General features: G+C 40.0%; 15 protein-coding genes. 13 read left to right on the top strand and 2 right to left on the bottom strand.

The annotated features are described in order from the left end of the window. Positions 1-11: 11 nt before the first annotated feature. From NSS67_RS29270 to NSS67_RS29255, 4 genes are all read left to right on the top strand, one after another. A complete protein-coding gene (locus tag NSS67_RS29270) occupies positions 12-908 on the top strand; it encodes a carbohydrate ABC transporter permease (RefSeq protein WP_339320738.1) in 897 nt (298 codons plus the stop codon). Positions 909-982: 74 nt separating this feature from the next. Then, positions 983-2,584 (top strand): extracellular solute-binding protein, encoded by a 1,602-nt coding sequence (locus NSS67_RS29265; RefSeq protein ID WP_339317282.1) that lies wholly within the window; start codon positions 983-985, stop codon positions 2,582-2,584. Positions 2,585-2,658: 74 nt separating this feature from the next. Then, a complete protein-coding gene (locus NSS67_RS29260; protein WP_339317281.1) occupies positions 2,659-3,471 on the top strand; it encodes an MBL fold metallo-hydrolase in 813 nt (270 codons plus the stop codon). A 31-nt stretch (positions 3,472-3,502) separates the two neighbouring features. Next, positions 3,503-4,366, top strand: coding sequence for an SMR family transporter (locus NSS67_RS29255; protein ID WP_339317280.1), 864 nt, complete (start codon positions 3,503-3,505; stop codon positions 4,364-4,366). Between the two features lie 111 nt (positions 4,367-4,477). On the opposite strand, the gene NSS67_RS29250 is transcribed toward NSS67_RS29255, so the two are convergent. Continuing rightward, positions 4,478-5,461, bottom strand: coding sequence for a tRNA-dihydrouridine synthase (locus NSS67_RS29250; protein ID WP_339317279.1), 984 nt, complete (start codon positions 5,459-5,461; stop codon positions 4,478-4,480). Between the two features lie 294 nt (positions 5,462-5,755). Here NSS67_RS29250 and NSS67_RS29245 point away from each other — a divergent pair, with 294 nt between their 5' ends. The 4 genes from NSS67_RS29245 to NSS67_RS29230 all read left to right on the top strand — a co-directional run bounded on the left by NSS67_RS29245 (position 5,756) and on the right by NSS67_RS29230 (position 13,697). After that, positions 5,756-6,040 (top strand): hypothetical protein, encoded by a 285-nt coding sequence (locus NSS67_RS29245; protein ID WP_339317278.1) that lies wholly within the window; start codon positions 5,756-5,758, stop codon positions 6,038-6,040. Beyond that, the gene (locus tag NSS67_RS29240) at positions 6,037-8,910 is read left to right on the top strand and encodes a P-loop NTPase fold protein (protein ID WP_339317276.1); all 2,874 of its coding nucleotides are present in this window, start codon (positions 6,037-6,039) and stop codon (positions 8,908-8,910) included. The genes NSS67_RS29245 and NSS67_RS29240 overlap by 4 nt, the downstream gene beginning before the upstream one ends. Beyond that, positions 8,864-11,746 (top strand): hypothetical protein, encoded by a 2,883-nt coding sequence (locus NSS67_RS29235; RefSeq protein WP_339317275.1) that lies wholly within the window; start codon positions 8,864-8,866, stop codon positions 11,744-11,746. Before NSS67_RS29240 ends, NSS67_RS29235 begins: the two co-directional genes overlap by 47 nt. 730 nt (positions 11,747-12,476) lie before the next feature. Further along, a complete protein-coding gene (locus NSS67_RS29230) occupies positions 12,477-13,697 on the top strand; it encodes an MFS transporter (protein ID WP_339317274.1) in 1,221 nt (406 codons plus the stop codon). A 65-nt stretch (positions 13,698-13,762) separates the two neighbouring features. Here the strand turns inward: NSS67_RS29230 and NSS67_RS29225 are convergent, their stop codons facing one another. Then, complete coding sequence (locus NSS67_RS29225) at positions 13,763-14,605, bottom strand: AraC family transcriptional regulator (protein ID WP_339317273.1); 843 nt, start codon at positions 14,603-14,605, stop codon at positions 13,763-13,765. A gap of 237 nt (positions 14,606-14,842) precedes the next feature. On the opposite strand from NSS67_RS29225, the gene NSS67_RS29220 reads away from it, so the two are divergent. From NSS67_RS29220 to gnpA, 5 genes are all read left to right on the top strand, one after another. After that, positions 14,843-16,210 (top strand): carbohydrate ABC transporter substrate-binding protein, encoded by a 1,368-nt coding sequence (locus NSS67_RS29220; protein WP_339317272.1) that lies wholly within the window; start codon positions 14,843-14,845, stop codon positions 16,208-16,210. A 94-nt stretch (positions 16,211-16,304) separates the two neighbouring features. Beyond that, entirely contained in the window at positions 16,305-17,198 is an 894-nt protein-coding gene (locus tag NSS67_RS29215; protein ID WP_060624964.1) for a sugar ABC transporter permease, read from the top strand. Between the two features lie 12 nt (positions 17,199-17,210). Further along, positions 17,211-18,104: a carbohydrate ABC transporter permease gene (locus tag NSS67_RS29210; RefSeq protein WP_339317271.1), complete on the top strand. Its 894-nt coding sequence runs from the start codon at positions 17,211-17,213 to the stop codon at positions 18,102-18,104. 9 nt (positions 18,105-18,113) lie between these two features. After that, complete coding sequence (locus tag NSS67_RS29205) at positions 18,114-18,281, top strand: hypothetical protein (protein ID WP_339317269.1); 168 nt, start codon at positions 18,114-18,116, stop codon at positions 18,279-18,281. A 17-nt stretch (positions 18,282-18,298) separates the two neighbouring features. After that, complete coding sequence (gene gnpA, locus NSS67_RS29200) at positions 18,299-20,467, top strand: 1,3-beta-galactosyl-N-acetylhexosamine phosphorylase (RefSeq protein WP_339317267.1); 2,169 nt, start codon at positions 18,299-18,301, stop codon at positions 20,465-20,467. The last annotated feature ends 68 nt before the right edge of the window (positions 20,468-20,535 follow it).

Below are 20,535 nucleotides of genomic sequence, written 5' to 3'. Positions count from 1 at the left end.
AGGAAGGAGGGATTTCATTGGATGACAACATTTTAAGTTCAAGAGTTTTCCGCATGATAGCTTACCTGATCATCACGATTTGTTCTTTGCTCTGTCTCTTTCCTTTCCTTCTGATCATTTCAGGCTCATTGACAGCCAATGAATCCATTATTCGCGACGGTTTTCACTTGATTCCTAAAGTGTTCTCGCTGGAAGGTTATGAAATGGTGTTTATCTTTCCAACTCAGCTAATCAAGGCTTATGGTGTTACGATTTTTGTAACTGTGATTGGAACGCTGCTGGGATTGTTTCTTATTACGATGGCGGGTTATGTTCTGCAGAGGAAAGATTTCAAGTATCGCAATCAATTGTCCTTCTTCATTTATTTCACAACGCTGTTTGGAGGGGGGCTTGTGCCTTGGTACATCATGCTGACTACATACTTTGGGCTGGCAGACACCTATGCCGTACTGATATTACCTGGTCTTATGACACCTTTTCTCATTATTTTAATGAAAAACTTTATCAAATCTGCGATTCCGGAAGAATTATTCGAATCAGCCAAAATCGATGGCGCGAACGACTTTAGGATCTACTACAGTGTCGTGCTGAAGCTTGCTATGCCTGGCATAGCGACTGTCGGTCTGTTCCTTGCTCTGACGTACTGGAACGACTGGTTCATGTCTTCTTTGTTCATTAATGACGTTAGCATGTATCAGCTTCAATACTACTTGTATAACACGATCAATACCATGATGTTCGTTTCTCAAATGGCCACTGGAACTGGGGTATCCCTAGGGCGTGACATTCCAACAGAGTCGACCAAGATGGCAATGGCGATCGTCGTTACAGGACCCATTATTTTCTTATATCCGTTCGTGCAGCGATATTTTGTGAAGGGATTAACGATAGGTGCGGTGAAAGGTTAGTACCGGAAGCGAACGAAAGAAATTCGTATGCGATCGGCTGACATATAATTTTTCAATATAAGGGGAGGGTTAGTATGAGAAAAGGAAAAAAGAAATTGTTAACGATCGGCACTTCTTTATTCTTAACTGCAAGTTTGTTTGCTGGCTGCAGTAGTAACAACACGAATACTAAGGAGGCATCGTCAGAACCAACAACGAATTCGAATTCGAATACCAGTACTCCGGCACCAGAAACATCAGAAGCGACTGGAATCGACACATCCAAGAAAGTGGAGCTTCAGTTCTATATGCTGGGCGATGCCCCAAAGGATTTAAAGCTCATTCAGGATGAAGTTAACAAGATGGCATTAGAAGATTTGAATGCAACCGTCAAATTCAACTTCACAACCTGGACAGATTGGGATCAGAAGTATAAGCTTCTGTTGTCCTCAGGGCAGCCGATTGACCTGATCTTTACGGCAGAATGGACAAATTACCAGTCATATGCTATGAAAGGAGCTTTCCTTCCACTAGATGATCTCATACCGAAGGCTGCACCTAAGCTACAAGCATATGTACCGCAGGATTTCTGGGAAGCAGTCAAGGTTGACAAGAAAATTTACACAGTTCCAGCGATCTGGAAAGAGTATGTAAATGATGGTATTGCCTATCGGGAAGATTTGCGTAAAAAGTATAATTTGCCAAAGCCGGAATCACTCGAAACTCTAGAGCAGTATTTGGATGGCATACGCAAGAATGAACCAGATATGCTGCCTCTGGCGGATACTGAGGTTAGTCATGTAGATTCCGTCCGTCAAATGACTACTAAAACTGTGAATACCAACGATAAAGTTCCATATGGACTTAACATCATGTATGACACTCCAAGAGACGTAACCAGCTACTGGGGCTCTCCGCAGCATTTGGAAGATTTAAAAATGTTCAGGAGTTGGCAAGAAAAAGGGTTCTTTATGAAGAATATGCTGAACATTAAAGATAGTGGTAGTGATATATTTGCCGCCGGTAAAGCCGCAGCAATTTTGGGGAGTGAGAATCCAAACCGCTTTGGTGATGCTGTTGTCAAAGTGAAATCACTGCACCCGGATTGGGAGCTAGGCTATTCCCCATATCCGAACATGAAAGGATTCTCTTCACCCGTTCACCCGATTCATAATGGCTTTGCAATTCCACGCAGCAGCAAAAATCCAGAGAGAGCTCTTGCTTTCTATGAGAAATTGGTCACTGATAAACGCTACAATTGGCTGACGCAATACGGTATTGAAGGCAAGAATTTTGAAATTGAAGATGGGAAATATTACAAAATGCTTGGTGATGCCCAATCAAACGGCTTCACAAGAGAAGGTATGAATGGATGGGCATGGAGAAATCCGGAGTTCATGTTGTTTGATAAGAGCTATCAAGCTGTGCTAGACATGTTCGATGAAATGGATAAGATAGCAAAACCGAATATTTTCCAAGGCTTCGGGGAAGATTGGACGTCTTATCAAGCAGAGAAGGCGGCCCTTCTACAAGTTGAAAAGCAATACTTATATCCTTTGAATGATGGTATGGTTAAGGATGTTGAAGCCGGCTTGAAGTTATTTATGGAAAAGGCCAAAAAAGCTGGTCTCGATAAAATTCAAGCGGAATACACGAAGCAGTGGATTAAGTATTTGGATGATTCAAACATTCAGTAAAATAGCCTAATATTACTCAGAGAGACCAACAGGACGTTAGTTCTGTTGGTCTCTACTACAAGGGTGGAATATTTATGAAGGTTCTTTTTCATGGAACGGCTGCATTTGAAGGAATTCCCTCGCTATTCTGTCATTGCGAGACTTGCAAGCAAGCCAAAGTACAAGGTGGAAAAAATATTCGTACACGCACTTCGGTCTTGATTGATGAAATACTTAAGATTGATTTTCCGGCGGACACCTTACATCATTCCATTCGTGATTCTGTAGATATGGATAAGGTTCGCGATTTATTGTTTACACATTCAGATTCCGATCATTTGTATCCTGAAGATTTACTGATTCGTGCGCTTGGTTATGCTCAATTTAATGAAGAGGAAGAACTTCATCTATACGGTCATGATTTGCCTATTAAGCACTGCAGTCAATTGCTTGCCACGGAAAGGCATTGCTTTCAATTTCACAACTTGAAACCCTTTGAAACTGTACAAACGCAAACAGCTACGATTACACCATTGCTTGCCAATCATGATTCTAAAGAAACTTGTTTATTGTATTACATAGAAAAGGATGGAAAAGCCATTTTCTATGGTCACGACAGCGGTTGGTTTCCTGAACAGACTTGGGACTGGTTGAAAGGAAAAAAACTGGATCTTGCTATTCTAGAATGTACGACTGGGAATGCCCCACATTGTGAGGTCCACATGAATGTTGAGGATACTCTAAAAACGCGGGAATGGTTAATCGAGAATTGTGTTATGAAAGCAGAAGGGCAAATCGTAGTCACTCATTTCTCTCATAATGCTCATCTGTTGCATGAAGATTTGGTTCATATTTTTGAGCCGAATGGCATTACAGTAGCATTTGATGGGATGCAACTGGACATATGAGTTAGCGCATAAGTGAAATGAGGATATTTCTATGATTTCAATGGCAGTCTTTTTAGTTTTATTTTCAGGTATTACACATGCGGTATGGAACCTATTTACAAAGAGAAGTCTGAACAAATACGTTTTTCTCTGGTCGATTCATATTGTGGGTACACTTGCTCTATTACCTTATTTTATAATTGAGCTGCTCCAAGTTGAGCTTCATGCGGAGACACTTGGCTATATGGCGATATCTGCTTTATTTCAAGGGTCGTACTTCATTTTTCTCTCTAAATCGTATTCCTATGGTGATTTATCGCAGACCTATCCAATTATGCGAGGTACTGGTGTTATGCTAGTGACCTTGTTAAGTGTTGTGTTATTCGGGGATTCTTTATCTCTAGCAGGCTGGATAGGCTTTTGTTGTATCATACTAGGGCTTTTTATTATTAGTGGAATAGTAAATCGTCATGCAAATCAAGGGAAATCGGCTCATTCCATATCTATTCTTTATGCAATTATAGTAGGGATATGTGTTGCGGGCTATACATTAATGGATAAACTGATTGTCCAGCAATTATCTCCACTATCAACGCTTGAATTATCCAATATTAATTATGTAATCGTCGCTTTTTTCATGGTTATAAGAGTCGGTCGTACACAAATCATAAGGGAATGGCAACAAAACTGGAAAATGATCTTGATTGGTTGTATTTGCTCGCCAGCTTCTTATTTTATGTTTCTGATGGCGATGAAGCTTGCTCCATTAGCTTCAATTGCGCCAATACGAGAAATTGGAACGGTTGTAGGTACGATTCTAGGCATACTTGTACTAAAAGAGAAGCAAGGCGTGCGAAGAATTATCATGTCTGCTGTGATTACCTGTGGGATCATCTCCATTGCCATATGGGGATAAGTGGGGATCAACATTTGACCATATAGTACAAAAGAAGGCCTCTCGTAGTAAAACGAGAGGCCTTCTTTTGTACTGTCTAATTGACGGGGGCAATTCAGAGATGAATATACTTCATTCTAATTCTTTATCTAAAAAAGGCTGCACTAATCGACGAACGTCATCGGTTGAATTAGTCTCCATCAATTGATTTCTTAGCTCGGCGGCGCCATCAAATCCACGAATATAGATTTTGAAAAAGCTCCGAAGTGGATTGAATAGACGTGGTTCGAGCTCTTTTGAATACTTATCGTGAAGATCTAAATGAAAAAGTAGTAAATTAAGAAGTTCCTCCACGCTATGCTCTTTAGATTCTTTTTCAAAAGCAAATGGATTGTTGAAAATACCGCGGCCAATCATGACACCATCAACGCCGTATTGCTCTACTAACTTTAAGCCTGTTGCACGGTCAGGTATATCCCCATTAATGGTTAACAACGTATTTGGAGCGATCTCATCGCGTAATTTTTTTATTTCGGGGATAAGCTCCCAGTGTGCATCTACTTTGCTCATCTCTTTTTTTGTACGGAGGTGAATGGAAAGATTCGCAATATCTTGTCTCAATACATGTCCTAACCAATCGCGCCACTCGTCAATTTCGCTATAGCCTAATCTTGTTTTAACACTAACCGGCAATCCACCTGCTTTTGCTGCCTGGATAATTTCTGCAGCAACTTCAGGATGTCGAATTAATCCAGCACCTTTTCCATTGGTTGCGACGTTTTTTACTGGGCATCCCATGTTTATATCGATACCAACAAACCCAAGTTTTTTCATATCCATGCTCATCTGTTCAAAATACTCCGGTTTATTACCCCAAATATGAGCGACAATCGGTTGTTCATCTTCTGTGAACGTTAATCGACTAAGCACACTTTCTTTTACTTTTACTTTAGGGTGACAGTAATATTCTGTATTTGCGAATTCCGTGAAAAACACATCGGGTTTTGCAGCTTCACTTACGACGTGACGAAATACAATATCCGTGACATCTTCCATCGGTGCCAATATAAAAAACGGCTTCGGCAAATCAAGCCAAAAGTTATGTTCGTTACTCATAATTTCTCCTTCTTTTTGCAATATATAAATGCGATATAAGTTATATTAAAGTCCTTTGCCCATCATACATAGTATCATTTTTTTTCATCTGATGCACAGAGGAGAACCTGTGATAAGACCTGAAATGCACAAAAAAAATCACGAAATATCATGGCGGCATGATGTGAAAAAAGGCTTAAAAACCTGTAATAGAAGTATTAAGAGGCTCCTGTAAGGGTGTTAACGATTTGAAAGGAAATGATTAATAATTATTCATAGCATTGGTTTTTAGGTCGAAAGATGTAATAATTGAGCTTGAGCGATATCAACATTCGTGTGCTGCTATATAAGCTGAACAAGACCTGGAAATCGTTCAATTCAACAAGAGCTCGGCCGCAAGTATATATTTTCTTAACCAGCCCTAATCCGATTCAGGAGCGGATCCTACTGGATCGCGGGATTACCCCAATTGTCTCGAAAGATCCTGATCCACAAAAAGGAACGATCGCTTTTTTTGGGACATTGTTTGAACAAACTTCACGCATTGGTGAAGGGAGCAAAAAACGAGAATTTCATATAGAAGGGACAATTGAAGGATGAGCGGGAAGAACATAACGGAAATACAGGAAGAAGAAGTGATTATAGGAGCAAGAGCTTTAGGTGATCAAATATATAAAATTATGCCAACCTATCAAGTCTTACTCAAACAATTGGAGGGAATTAGAAAATCAGCCAAAGAGTTAGAGGGAAATGAAATAAATCAAAATATGAGAAAGCAAGATATTAATAATACAATAGGAATTTTTGGAGCAAGAGGAACAGGTAAGTCGTCAGCGCTTTATACCTTACGACAAGATTTAAATCAAAGTGAGTATAATATATTATTACCTTTAATTGAACCCGACAATTTTGGGGAGAACACGAAGATTATTGGATCCATTGTGGGCTTTTTGCAAGCTGAAGGAAACGAGCTATTAAAGTCTTTAGAAAAGCAAAATTTAGATCAAACGCAACAGCGAAAGTTGAGTACATACTTCAATAATGGAACAGTAAAGCCTAATAATCTATTAAAACAGATCATTAATAAAACGGTTGAATATCACTTGTATACCGAGAGTCAATATCGTAATATGCTCAGTCATCATTATGAAGATTTGGCTACACACATTAAGAAATCATCACGACTATTGATTCCCGATATTGCCTTCAAAAATAAGTTGAATGAGCTTATTTGTGAAATTGTGCATGTGAAGAAAGTGTTGGGAAAGTCTGAAGATCCGGTGCTTATCTATATTTTTATTGATGATATCGACTTGAAGACATCCAAAACTAGAGAACTAATGGATGCGCTCTTACAGTATACCAATCACCCCAATATTGTTACAGTACTGTCGGGTGACTATGATATTTTGACTGAATCTCTTACACTGGCATTGCTGGCAGACGAACCTCTGAAAGAAGTAGGCCTGAGTGCTTACGATTCGTTGAAGTCATTGGGAGAATCAATAGTTGAAACAAATAAAGCGGGTAATGACAATCCTCCAAGAGAGGAATACTTACTCACTATTTTAGGGCGTAAGGCGGGACTAGCTCATGAATATTTGAAAAAAGTTATTCCATCAGCTAGACGGCATCAGTTGGTTAAATGGAGTGAGGAAACGATCCCTTATTTTGCATTTGGTCAGGCAACATTAATGAGTCAGCTTGCTAAGTTGATGGGTGAGCAATCGATTTTCAGTTATACGGAATTAAGAGAAGTATTTGAAAATGACAAAGAGGTTGAACGTAAAGTTACTTTGCCAATTAAAAAGAGTTATACGATTTTTGATGAACGTCCACGTGGTATTGTATATGCCTACTATAATTTGGTACAACTTTTAAAAGTGAAAGAAAGTAAATCTAGTGAGGAAGAAAAATTTAGGTTTGTTAAGGTTTTCGTGGATACGTTAATTTTTTCGAGTAATAAACTACTAAGGTTCCAAGAAATGATATTCGAACAGTTTTTGCTATGGGGAAGTGATGCGAAAAGTTCGTATATTGATTACTCAGTTGACTTTTCTAGGAAAAATGATTTGGATTTGGAATTAGTGATTATTGGAGAGATAACAACATATCTGTTACCGGATGTTAAATATGATACTGGAGCATTTGGATATGTAAAAGAACGGTTATTTAGCAGATTATTGCTTTCAAAATCTGATCAAAAAAATAATGAATCTTATAAGTTTGATCGTTATAGTTGGAATACTCCTCGGCTATATCAAATGATGAGTGGGCTGGTTCTTAATACTGATCTTCGTTCGGCTATGTTAATGTTGGAGTACATGTCCGAGTCCTTATTTGATTCTTACTATTATCAGTACATGCATGATGCAGAACGATATCAGAAGGATCGTTTTGTAGTGTTCAATGTGGAAAAGCTCATTAGGCAGTATCCAGGAATTATAGAGCAGCTTTATCGCGAATCTCTTATCGCGAAGCAGATTACTGCGAATTACACATTAAATACACTGCAAGACTTGTGTACAGTAAATCCTGACTTTGAGATGACGGAGCGAATATTTCAAGGAGTGTTTCGAAATTTTGTTCCTAATGATCCGAAAAATAATCTCAAGCAATATGAGGATTTTAACATTAAAAAGAATTTGTTTACCAACAATTTGACCATGATCAGAAAAGAGGAACAGCCGGTCTTAGAACGGAGAGGAGGTTCACATGATCTGAAAGTAACTTTTGCAATAATATCCAGTGATAAATTTAGCGGCCTTGCACGTGCATTAACGCGTTTAAATAAAAGGTTGTCTACTGCTAAAGAGCATAAATTACCAGAAAGTGTATTGCAAACAATAGAAAATAGTATGGACAAATTTGGGGAGTATTTATATAAAAAACTTACTGATGAAGATATCAATACTCTCATTCGTATTGATGAGAAAGGTTCACAGGTGCTTGATGAATATTTCAGAGGGGAGGCAGGAATAAACACCATTTATGGAAGATGTAAGCATATTGTTTATAAAAGACTTACGGGAAAAGAAGAGTTTTTTGATTACAGGATTGATAGGGATGAGTACATAGTCAATTTTCAAATTTTTAAAGAAATTATATCACAGGTAGAATCATTAGCACAAAATAACCGTGTTTGGTTTGGACAAACAGAGGCTATAAATCTTCTAATTATGTTAAGAAGTAGTTCATTTATTGCAGATAACATAGAGGAAAGAAACCATTTGTTTTTCACAGGAAATGATGAATTTATTTTAGAACAATATTATAAATTTACTACAAGCAATCAGGAATTTTTAGAAGATAAGGAATACGAAAACGCAAAGAAATTTATCAAAGAACATATGGATGCTGCATATGAGAAAGTTCGAAATCAGACTCAAACTGAACTCGAAGAATATAATCTAAGCTTAGAAGATGCTGAAGAGGAAGAGCAGAACGCTAATGGTGGAAGTAATGCTTGACAAAATTAACCTCCTTATAAATGTTTCACTTTTTCCTTTTCAGAATCTCAGATTTTTCGGTCAGCAGGATATTTTGCAAGTGCTCGAATATGAGGGAGAGAGCTCTGAAGCAATCTGGAAGCGAGAGAGTGCACGGAAAAAAATTCAGCGCAAGTTGCATGATGAAATTCTACGCAAAGCCAAACCTAATAGCCTGGATGAAATCAATCTCATGTTTCAGAAATTCTATCCTATGCTATGTAGTGAAAGAGAGGCTAAACGTCATGGATTTGCGCCCAAACATCCTGGCGATGATGAAGGACATCTTCACGTCGAAAAAAAGCTTTATCAGCACTACTTTCAGATTTTGGAGGAATTCTCTGATGCTCTGATCTCATATCGGGATGGAGATGTCATATTTAAGTACTGGAAAAATGATGCGAATGGACATAAGCACTGGCGGTTCATTGATTTCATGGATCGATACAAAGGCCAGGATAAAGTACATTTTTTCCACTCGCTTAGCCGGTTTATTCCGCTTGATTTGATGGTGACACTGCATCACTCTAAAAACAATATTCACGACCCCATTCAGCTTCAAGAGTTTTATCAGCATGTTAATCTTGCGGATGCCCCGTTGGATGATATATTAGGAAGGGGTGTTGCTGAGAATCATATTCATGCCTCGGCAGCATTCAATTTCTCGATATTATGGCAAATGGTAATGAATAATATCTGCCCACCTAAGTATTTTGATAAGTTTGAACCGAATCATCTGGCTGCTTCGTCAGAAGTGCAGGAATATATTTTGACAGCGCGACTGCTTCGTCTAGTGCTTACTCTCTATTTAAAGGAGCAAGCACAAGATCTGATTGATCCAAATTCTCAGTATCACAATCAGCAGACAGAGCCTCTTTCTTTATATGAATGGCTGGAGTCTAGCTTTGTAGAGAGTTCTGAAACACAAAAGATGCTGTTCAATTTGGTGCGCAATCAGGACAATCAGTTTGCTTCAATAGATCAGCTAAACGAAGCAATAGATCGGATACAGATATACTCTATAGGTTCGGATGATATATCTCCTATTGATTTTGTATATGGGATATTCCCTGAGTATCAGCATATTAAGACATACGGAGAAAATATTTTTCTGCAAAAGGTGATTTCATATAAGCGAAATATTGTTGAAAATTATAAGCTTGACGGACATTTCGAGCAGTTCTTTCGTGTGTTCTTTAAATACATTTCGATTAAAAATGAATTTTATCAGCAGGTGACGCAACCTACAGTTATGCATGGTCTTGATTTTTTTCGAGGATATTTTGATCGGGCGACAGAGGGGATTTTAGAAAATCAAGACTACTTCACTATAATGCTACGGACGCTGTTTCAAAATAGGTACTTGCGCAAGATCGAACTGCGAATTTCGATTAAAGACAGTGAAGAACAAAATCGTCGGAAGTTGCTTCATATTTTGAAATCCTACGAGAAAATCCTGATTGATGACTATAGAGTGAACGAAGACCCCAATGTGGATTTTCCGTTAATTGGAATTGTTTATCATCTCATCAAGCGTCCGGATGATATGGAAAAAGATATATCGTTGTATGACGAAGAACGTGACCATACATTAAAAGGGCTTCACTTTGGTGAACATCAAGAACAATACATCAAGCAAGTCAAAATGGTTCAACAGCTTCGTAAAAATGTTCCGATGGTCACGAATTTTATCGTCGGTCTAGATGCCGCGAGTCTTGAAAATAACACACCTGTGCAGGTATTTGCTCCTGTATTTGAGGAAGCGCGAGACAGTCAGTATGACTCCTTACGAATCAAGGACCCAGAGGGGAATATCTTACCGAGTCAAAGTTTGTTCTTTACTTTTCATGCAGGCGAGGAATTCCGGCATCTAAATTCAGGATTACGGCGTATGGATGAGGTTATTGATTATTGCAAGTTGCATGCGGGTGATCGTATTGGACATGGTATCGCATTAGGTGTGAATATAGAAGAATGGATTCGTCGAAATCCTCTCGTAATTATGCCACGTGGTGAATATTTGGATAATCTATTATGGACATGGGGGGTATACAGCCGTACAACGAAGCTTCAGACAGAGACATTGGTTTATTTGGAGAGACGTATATATGAGGTGGCAAGTTTTCTATTTTCCGATGTAATTCATGCAGGAGAGCTTCGAGTCTCTACATTATTTGAAGTTTACAAACGGCGTTTCAAGCGAGTGATAGATGAAGCCAAAATTTTAAATAAAGTTAAGACTGAGCGAACGAAAGAAGAGGGAATTATTGAAGAAGCTTGGAGGAATTCTAAACATTATCAGAGTGCTCCCAAATCTGTAGATAAGCTATACGAATCGTATCACCAGGAAGATACCTTACATAAAATGAATGAGCCCATTTACGTTGATATTAATGAGATTGAGCATATGATGGCTACAGACATGCAGAACTACCTGATCCATAAGATCGCCAGCATTGGTATCGTAATTGAGGTTAATCCTTCTTCGAACGAAGCAATTGGTGAGATCAATTCGATGTTCGGTAATCAGTTGTTCAAAATACAATCTGCTGGAAACCGCGATCTGGCGAATATCCTGGTCAATGTGAACTCAGATGATCCTATGGTGTTCAACACTAACGTCAGCAATGAGCTGGTATACCTATACTATGGGATGCTCCAACAAGGAATTGGACGAGAGGCTGCACTTGATTGGATCGAGAAACTTCGAAAATCTGGGATGGATACTTCATTTATTAGAGGAACCCGCAGTCGAAAAGAATATCTGCGTATCCTGAATATGACGATTAAGGCGTTGGAGGATCCATATTATTGCTAGCTGTAGATTGTCCATTTATCAATGGAGTCGACTTATCGAGTTCGATCAAAGTAAGATTCTATAAAGCTGGTTACCGCTCAAGATGCACGAAACGCCATGAATATACTAATCGCTGAGATGTTTGAAAAATTGCAGGAGGCGGAGAAGAACACCCATCTGGGCTACAGTAAGAATGATACAGTCGATAAACACAGAAGGGTAATATCCTAACTCGTTACAAACTCTTGTTTGAAGTTGAATAGCTATCAATTGTGAATGAAGCGTAAGTCCTCAGTGAAATTTATTGTAGACATTATTCATTGGAAGAAAGTAGTCGCCTTTCTAGGGGCTATAATGGAGTAAGAATTAGGATATCACTTGAGAAGACAAATGTTACTTGCAAGCCTTTTTTGATCTCAAAGTTTTAATTGCTCATTAGAGTGTTATATGGTGCATATTTCGAGCTGTGACTAGCCAACACCTTACCCGCACATTTATCCACATAATAATCATATGCAAAGAACCAGTCCGTACTAAATGGGCTAGTTTTTCTATAATTCTTGCTAAGATCATACGGGAAATACTAACTACTTTAAAAAAGGATGGATTAGAAGCTTCTCATGAGTTCATTGAACTTATGAGGAGCTTCTTTTTTATAGAAATTAACATTGCTCAATATAGTCTAAATGAGTATTATGGGAAAGGTATGCTTTTAAAAAAATAGAGATAAATAGGATGAATGGAGAGCAACATGAAAACATCACGTCAGACCGCATTAATTTTTTCGTTTACGTTTATGGCTTTTATTCTGGGTACGACGGAGTATATTATTGTGGGGTTACTCTCGGAAATATCCTCGAGCCTCGGAGTTACACTGGCGACAGCAGGGGGCTTAGTATCTGGCTTCGCCATTGCTTACGCCATTGGTACACCAATCATGATGTCCATGTTCAGCCGTATTCCAAAACGAATTACGATTCTTGTATCGCTTGTATTGATTCTGCTGCTAAATTTGTGGAGTGCTACAACTGGAACGTACAGTATGCTGCTAGTGACTAGAATAGTTACTGCTGTGCTAAGTGGTTTTGTTCTTTCTGTAGCCATTACGGTAGCGAATGAAGCGGTTAATCCTGAGAAAAGAGGCAAAGCGATCGCAACGATTTTGAGCGGATTTGCTGTTGCAAATGTATTTGGTGTGCCGATCGGGACTTTTGTAGGGCAGCATTTCAATTGGCCGGCTGCATTTGTTCTTAACGGAATATTAGCGGGTATTGCCATTGTACTAAACTATATTTATATTCCACGGAAACTACCAAAGCCAGTGCCAAGCTCACTTAAGGATCAAATCGAACTGCTCACGAATGGACGCATAATTCTTGCCTTTCTCATTCCGGTTACGGCAGTGGGAGCTGTATTTGTGATGTACACGTACATTACACCATTACTGGAGCAAGTGATGAATATTCCTAAGAGCTCGATTAGTGGCGTATTGTTTGTCTATGGGATTGCTACGATTGTCAGCAACTGGATTGGAGGTAAGGTTGCGACCGGAAATGCGGTAAGTAAGCTTAGATTCGTATTTCTTATACAAGCTGTGGTCTATATCATCTTTAGTATGACTGCATCGATCTCGATTCTAGGAATGATCGTACTAATGATGCTAGCCGTAATGTCGAGTATTGTGAGCGCACCAGCCCAGCTCTATTTGATAGATTTGGCCAAGCAGTTCTCACCAAGATCGAAGGACCTTGCAGCATCTTTGAATCCAGTAGCTTCTAACCTGGGGATTGCAGGCGGATCCGCAATTGGTGGAATGGCTGCGGAGCATGGTGGATTAATCACTCTGCCTATAGCTGCTGCTATCCTCGCGATCTCGGCATGTGTAATCACGTTGATATGCTACAAACTGGATCAGCAAAGTCAGACAGCGGTTATTCGTCGTGAAATATCTAAAGTAAAGACTACTTCCTAAACAGGAAGTAGCCTTTTTAAAAATTATAAGAAGGGGCTCACAGAATTATCACAATGCTACGAACGTCATTGAATTTGTTTCTTGGCCAGAAGCCGGTAATCGCTTGGAGTTAGGTTACAGCTTCGACGGAAGCTTTGTGAGAAATAGCTTTGAGAAGAAAAACCAGTGGATTCCGCAACTTGAGAAATGGAAAGATCCGTGGTTTCTAGTAACTCCTTACTCGCACGAAGCCTGACCTCAATTAAATAATTGATGGGTGACATCCCATAATATTTAGCGAAGGTATGTACGAGATAATACTTGCTGAAATGTGCTTTTTCTGCCAGATAGTCAAGTGAAATCTCCTCTGAATAGTTCGAGTCAATATACCGTTTGATCCGACTACATACCTTGTTAGCTTTTTGTGTAGCCACGACGGAAAATGGATGACCAGAGTTTCGCATTAATATAGTGACTACAACCTCAAGTAGGTTTTGACAGATGGCCTCATAGTTCTCATCTTTATTTTCCGTTTCCCGAAGCATGGCGTTGAAATAGAAGAATAGCTCATCTCTCTGATTACGATAATTGATGATCTCATGATTACGGCTAGCACTTCGATCCCCAAAATCAAAGCTCATCCCCTCAACCCCAAGCACGACATATTCTAGTGGATCACTACTAACCGATAGTTCGGTATGCTCCACATTCGGGTTTACGATAACTAGATCGTCCTGCTGCACTGGATAGATTTCATCCTCTACAATGAAATTACCCCGCCCGCTTCGGACATAAAAAAGCTCGGAAAAATTATGACAATGACGCATGCTGTACCAATCACCTTCATAAATGGAAGAACTGACATAGATTAACTTAGCAGGGATTTCTCCACGTCCTTTTCCAGGTAGCCAGTAGCGTACATTTCCCAAATGAAGTCATTCCTTTGCGATGATATAAACTTACTCTACCACAATTACTAGACTACATAACAATAAATTGGAATAATCTATGATTTATAATTTAATTTTAATAAAGCAAGATATATAAAATGAACGACAACATGTTTGTTGAAAGAAGCTCGAACGATCGGATAAGATGAATGAGTAAGAAAGCTCCTATGTATGCGGCTTACAGCACTAATAAAAAGATAAATATGGAGGGTTATTATGAGAAAAGTTCTTAGCCTTGCACTTACAGCTGCACTGTCTCTAAGTCTTGCGGCTTGTGGTGGTAATTCTGAAAGTAATTCTAGTTCCACATCTACAGATGCCACCAACACATCGAAGAATTCTAATTCGACTGCCGAAACTCGTACTCTTAAGCTAGCCGCTTTAGAAACCGCTTACGGATCTGATGTATGGAAAGAGGTTATTGCTGGATTTGAAAAAGCTAACCCTGGTGTGAAAGTTGAATCAACGATCGACAAAAGCCTTGAAGATGTTATCGGACCTGGTATGAAATCAGGAGATTTTCCTGACGTCATCCATCTTGCCGTAGGTCAGCCTAAAGGTTTGACAGAAACCTTCATTAAAGACAATAACCTCACGGATCTTACAGACGTGCTTTCAATGACTGTTCCGGGTGAGAGTGTTACCGTAAAGGACAAGCTTATTCCTGGGTTTACGGATACAACCATTACGAACCCTTATGGTGATGGAAAGACCTTTCTGATGCCAATGTTCTATAGCCCAACGGGTCTATTCTACAATGCTGGCTTACTTGAGGAAAAAGGCTGGACCGTCCCTACCACTTGGGATGAAATGTGGGCATTAGGTGATAAAGCTAAAGCAGATGGAATCGCATTGTTTGCCTATCCAACTACCGGTTACTTCGATTCTTTCTTTTATGCTTTACTTAACGAAGTTGGTGGTCCTGAGTTCTTCACGAAAGCGACGAATTACACTGAAGGCATATGGCAATCACCAGAAGCAACACAAGCATTCGACATTATTAATAAGTTAGCAACCTATACCGAAAAGACAGTTCCGGCGAATGGAAATAAGGATAACTTTACTAAGAATCAACAGCTTATTCTTGATAACAAAGCTATCTTCATGCCAAACGGTACTTGGGTCGTTGGTGAAATGGGTAAAGCCCCTCGTGCAGAAGGATTTAAATGGGGATTCACTGCTCTACCAGCTGTAAAAACTGGTGGTGACAGATTCTCCTACACCTTCTTTGAACAAATCTGGGTTCCTGCGAAGGCTAAAAATGCAGATCTAGCAAAACAATTTATTGCGTATCTTTACTCAGATGAAGCAGCAGGCATTTTTGCTAAAGTAGGTGCAGTTCAACCTATTAAAGACATGGCAAGTAAGCTAGATGGTGATAATAAACTCTTCTATAGCATCTATGACGGTGGTGCAAAGGCAGCTATGGGTGCATTTGCTACTACAGATCCGGTTGAAGGGGTAAGTATTTCAGATACTGTATTTGGTACCGTGGATTCCCTCGTGACTAAGGCAAAGACACAAGCACAGTGGGTTGAAGCTATTACGAAAGCAAGCGATCAATTACGTGGAGCATTAAAATAATCTAAGGCAACGCTAGAAACCTATTCAATCTGTGAACAATGGTGGCATGCGCAAGCGGCCACCATTATTTTTACCTTAAGAAGGAGATGGACTAATGGAAATCAAGAAAGGACAAGGGCGTTTTATTTTCTTCTGTCTTGCTCCCGCCGTAATCCTATTCATTGTTTTTCTAATCATACCTACAATCAACGTATTCCGTATGTCCACATACAAATGGGGCGGATACACTGATGACAAAACCTTTGTAGGGCTGCAAAATTTCGAGAAACTTTTTCATAGTGATAAATTCTATCAAGCGTTTCAGAACAGTCTTCTACTGATCATTTTAGTTACGATTATTACCTTTGCTTTTGCACTAGTGTTCGCGTCTGTGCTTTCTCGTGAGAATCTGAAAGGACAAAATTTGTTGCGAGTGATCTTCTACATACCGAACATCTTATCTGTTGTAGTTATCAGTGCGATTTTCTCAGCAATTTATGATCCGAATAGCGGACTGCTAAATGCAATCTTGAATTTATTCCGTGGTGCAGCATCGGACCCAACGCTTTGGTTGGGTGATCAGAAAATCGTTATTTTCTCACTCGCAGGTGCTATGATCTGGCAGGCTATCGGTTATTACATGGTTATGTATATGGCGAGTATGGCAAATATCCCTGAAAGCTTATATGAATCCGCTGACCTCGAGGGTGCGGGCAGGATGCATCAATTTTTCACCATTACCATTCCGTTAATCTGGACGAATATCCGTACCACACTTACCTTTTTTGTCATCAGCACGATCAATATGAGTTTCCTGTTCGTTGTGGCGATGACTGGAGGCGGTCCTGACGGTTCCACTGAGGTGTTCTTGAGCTATATGTACAAAGAGGCTTATACCAACTCCTCGTATGGTTACGGTATGGCGATCGGTGTCATCGTGTTCCTGTTCTCGTTCGCACTAGCTGCTATCCTGAACGCAGTCACGAGCCGTGAACATTTGGAATATTAAGGAGGGGACCACTTGAAGAATAATAAACTCATACATCATGGGGCCAGTGATAAGTTCTATAAGGGCTTTATCTATGTAGTGCTGATCCTACTAGCCATTATCATTATCGTCCCTGTAGCTTGGGCGTTCATGGCCTCCATCAAACAGGATGTTGAATTCTATGCTAATCCTTGGGCTCTTCCAAAAGGGATTTATCTACAGAACTTCGCGGATGCTTGGCAGAAAGCTAAAATGGGCAGTTATATGTTCAACTCCGTAATCGTAACTGTCATTGCGATTTCTCTTCTACTGGTCATTGCATTACCAGCTGCTTATGTGCTAGCACGGTATAAATTCAAGGGAAGCGTCATCTTGAATTTGATGTTTATGGCAGGATTATTTATCAATGTGAACTATATTGTTGTTCCGATCTTTCTCATGCTCAATAACGGCGATAAGGTTGCTCGCAATTTATTTGGACAGCCGATTCTCTTGAATAATTTGTTTATTCTAGCACTTGTCTATGCTGCAATGGCACTTCCGTTCACTATTTATCTACTGGCGGGCTACTTTAAATCATTACCTAGGGAATTTGAAGAAGCAGCTTCTGTAGATGGCGCAAGCTATTTCCGAACGATGGTACAGATTATTATGCCAATGGCTAAACCTAGCATTGTCACGGTTATCTTGTTTAATTTCCTCTCCTTCTGGAACGAATATATCATTTCGATGACTTTATTAACGAAGCCAGGACTTCGAACATTACCAGTCGGTTTAATGAATCTGATGGCTGCTCAGAAATCAGCCGTCGAATATGGACAAATGTATGCAGGTTTAGTACTAGTCATGCTGCCAACCCTTATTCTTTATATTTTAGTACAAAAGAAGCTTACCCAAGGCATGACCATGGGCGGGCTGAAAGGTTAAGGTGCTACTATGAGTAATCCGTTACGCAATTTGTTGATATTGATTGTCTTCATCTTCGCGCTAGTACTCGTTATTATTGGGCAAAAAAATATTGGTGCACCCGGGCTTGGAATGATGCTGCTAGGGTTAGCACTTCTAATAAGTCTTCTCTGGTTCTATAATCGGAAATTTAAATAAAGGGAGAGTTATGTAAGATGAACAAAGGACGGGTCACGATTCCAACAGATCTGGATGTTATTCCTGAAACAATAGAAGTCATGAAGCGTTGGGGCGCGGATGCTGTACGTGATTGCGATGGTACTGATTTCCCAGCAGAATTGCGGGATATCGATGCTAAGGTGTATTCCACTTACTATACCACTCGTAAAGAAAATGGATGGGCAAAAGCAAATCCGGATGAAATCCAGCAGATGTATCTTATGACGCCTTTTTATACTGCTGAAGGTACTAGTCTCACGATCCCTTTAATGAAGGGACTTTATCCAGATATGCTGAAAGTAAACAGTCATGATGATATCAAGCGGTGGTGGGAAGTCATCGATCGTACCACAGGAGAAGTCATATCGACTGAGCAATGGAACTATAACGAAGAAACAGGCAGTGTCATTATTCATGCAAGCCCCTTCCATGATTATACGGTTAGTTTTCTAGCCTATATTATGTGGGATCCCGTTCATATGTACAATGCAGTCACGAATGGTTGGGACAACGTTGAGCCTCAGATCACCTTTGATGTTCGCCAACCGAAGTCCCGTGAGTTCACGATGCAACGACTACGTCAATTTATTGAAGATCATCCATATGTCAATGTCATTCGATTTACGACCTTCTTCCATCAGTTCACGCTCATCTTCGATGAGCTTGCACGCGAGAAATATGTGGATTGGTATGGTTATTCAGCATCCGTTAGTCCGTATATTCTTAAACAATTTGAACAAGAGATGGGCTATCCGTTTAGAGCTGAGTACATCATAGATCAGGGCTACTATAATAATAACTACCGCATTCCGACCAAGGAGTTCCAAGACTTTCAGGCCTTTCAACGGCGTGAGGTTGCTGTGCTTGCTAAGGAATTAGTCGATATTACGCATGAATATGGAAAGATAGCCATGATGTTTCTTGGTGATCACTGGATTGGTACCGAGCCATTTATGGAAGAATTCTCAACGATTGGGGTAGATGCGGTCGTCGGTAGTGTAGGCAATGGATCCACCCTTCGGCTGATCAGTGATATACCTGGCGTGAATTATACAGAGGGACGTTTTCTACCGTATTTCTTTCCAGATACATTCTATGAGGGTGGAGACCCTGTACGTGAAGCTAAAATAAACTGGGTCACTGCAAGACGGGCGATTCTTCGCAAGCCGATTGACCGAATTGGTTATGGCGGATATTTGAAGCTAGCACTGGATTTCCCGGATTTCATGAGCTATATCGAGAGTGTGTGTGATGAATTCCGTACTTTGTATGATAATGTACAAGGAACAACACCTTACAGTGTCAAAACCGTTGCGGTACTCAACTGCTGGGGGAAAATGCGTGCATGGGGTAATCATATGGTTCATCATGCTCTCTATCAAAAACAAAATTATAGCTATGCAGGGATCATAGAGACGTTATCTGGTGCACCCTTTGATGTCAAATTCATCAGTTTTGAAGATATTAAGAAGGACCCCTCCATCCTCAAAGGAATTGATGTCATTTTGAATGTTGGGGATGGCGATACGGCTTATACAGGTGGAGATTGGTGGCTGGATACAGATATTGTAACAGCAGTGAAGCAATTTGTTCACGAGGGCGGCGGATTCATTGGAGTGGGCGAACCCGCAGCTCATCAAGCGAACGGAAGGTACTTCCAGCTTGCAAGTCTCCTTGGAGTAGAGCAAGAAAAAGGGTTCACTCTCGGTTACGATAAATATAACTGGGAAGAGCAGGACCATTTCATTACGGCGGACTACGGTGTAGACGATGAAGGAAATAAGATCATTGATTTCGGTGAAGGCAAAAAGAATATATTCGCACTCGAGGGCACCACTGTCCTCCGTCAGGTTGATAAAGAAGTTCAACTCGCTGTGAATGATTTCGGTAGTGGACGATCTGTCTACATCAGTGGATTACCTTATAGTTTTGAGAACAGTCGCTTACTTTACCGTGCGATCCTCTGGAGTACTCACAGTGACCACGAGCTAAACCGCTGGTTCAGTGAAAACTATAATGTTGAGGTTCACGCCTATGTTAAGAATGGTAAATATTGCGTCGTAAACAACACTTATGAGCCGCAGGAAACGGTCGTTTATCGTGGTGATGGTTCTAGCTTCTCACTCAAGCTAGAAGCGAATGAGATTAAGTGGTACGAAATCTAAATACAATACTAGCAAAACGAAGCTGTCTTTAAGTCATAACAATGGCTACTTGGGACAGCTTCATCCTT

The organism is Paenibacillus sp. FSL R10-2734, assembly GCF_037963865.1.
Taxonomy (GTDB): domain Bacteria; phylum Bacillota; class Bacilli; order Paenibacillales; family Paenibacillaceae; genus Paenibacillus_AQ.
The sequence above is the reverse complement of the archived record's forward strand: the minus strand, read 5'-3'. Positions and strand labels throughout refer to the sequence as shown.

Bases quoted from the DNA above. Each gene is read 5' to 3' on its own strand.
- NSS67_RS29265 (WP_339317282.1), top strand. From the start codon at position 983: ATGAGAAAAGGAAAAAAGAAATTGTTAACGATCGGCACTTCTTTATTC.
- NSS67_RS29260 (WP_339317281.1), top strand. From the start codon at position 2,659: ATGAAGGTTCTTTTTCATGGAACGGCTGCATTTGAAGGAATTCCCTCG.
- NSS67_RS29255 (WP_339317280.1), top strand. From the start codon at position 3,503: ATGATTTCAATGGCAGTCTTTTTAGTTTTATTTTCAGGTATTACACAT.
- NSS67_RS29250 (WP_339317279.1), bottom strand. From the start codon at position 5,461: ATGAGTAACGAACATAACTTTTGGCTTGATTTGCCGAAGCCGTTTTTT.
- NSS67_RS29240 (WP_339317276.1), top strand. From the start codon at position 6,037: ATGAGCGGGAAGAACATAACGGAAATACAGGAAGAAGAAGTGATTATA.
- NSS67_RS29235 (WP_339317275.1), top strand. From the start codon at position 8,864: ATGCTGAAGAGGAAGAGCAGAACGCTAATGGTGGAAGTAATGCTTGAC.
- NSS67_RS29230 (WP_339317274.1), top strand. From the start codon at position 12,477: ATGAAAACATCACGTCAGACCGCATTAATTTTTTCGTTTACGTTTATG.
- NSS67_RS29220 (WP_339317272.1), top strand. From the start codon at position 14,843: ATGAGAAAAGTTCTTAGCCTTGCACTTACAGCTGCACTGTCTCTAAGT.
- NSS67_RS29215 (WP_060624964.1), top strand. From the start codon at position 16,305: ATGGAAATCAAGAAAGGACAAGGGCGTTTTATTTTCTTCTGTCTTGCT.
- NSS67_RS29205 (WP_339317269.1), top strand. From the start codon at position 18,114: ATGAGTAATCCGTTACGCAATTTGTTGATATTGATTGTCTTCATCTTC.
- gnpA (WP_339317267.1), top strand. From the start codon at position 18,299: ATGAACAAAGGACGGGTCACGATTCCAACAGATCTGGATGTTATTCCT.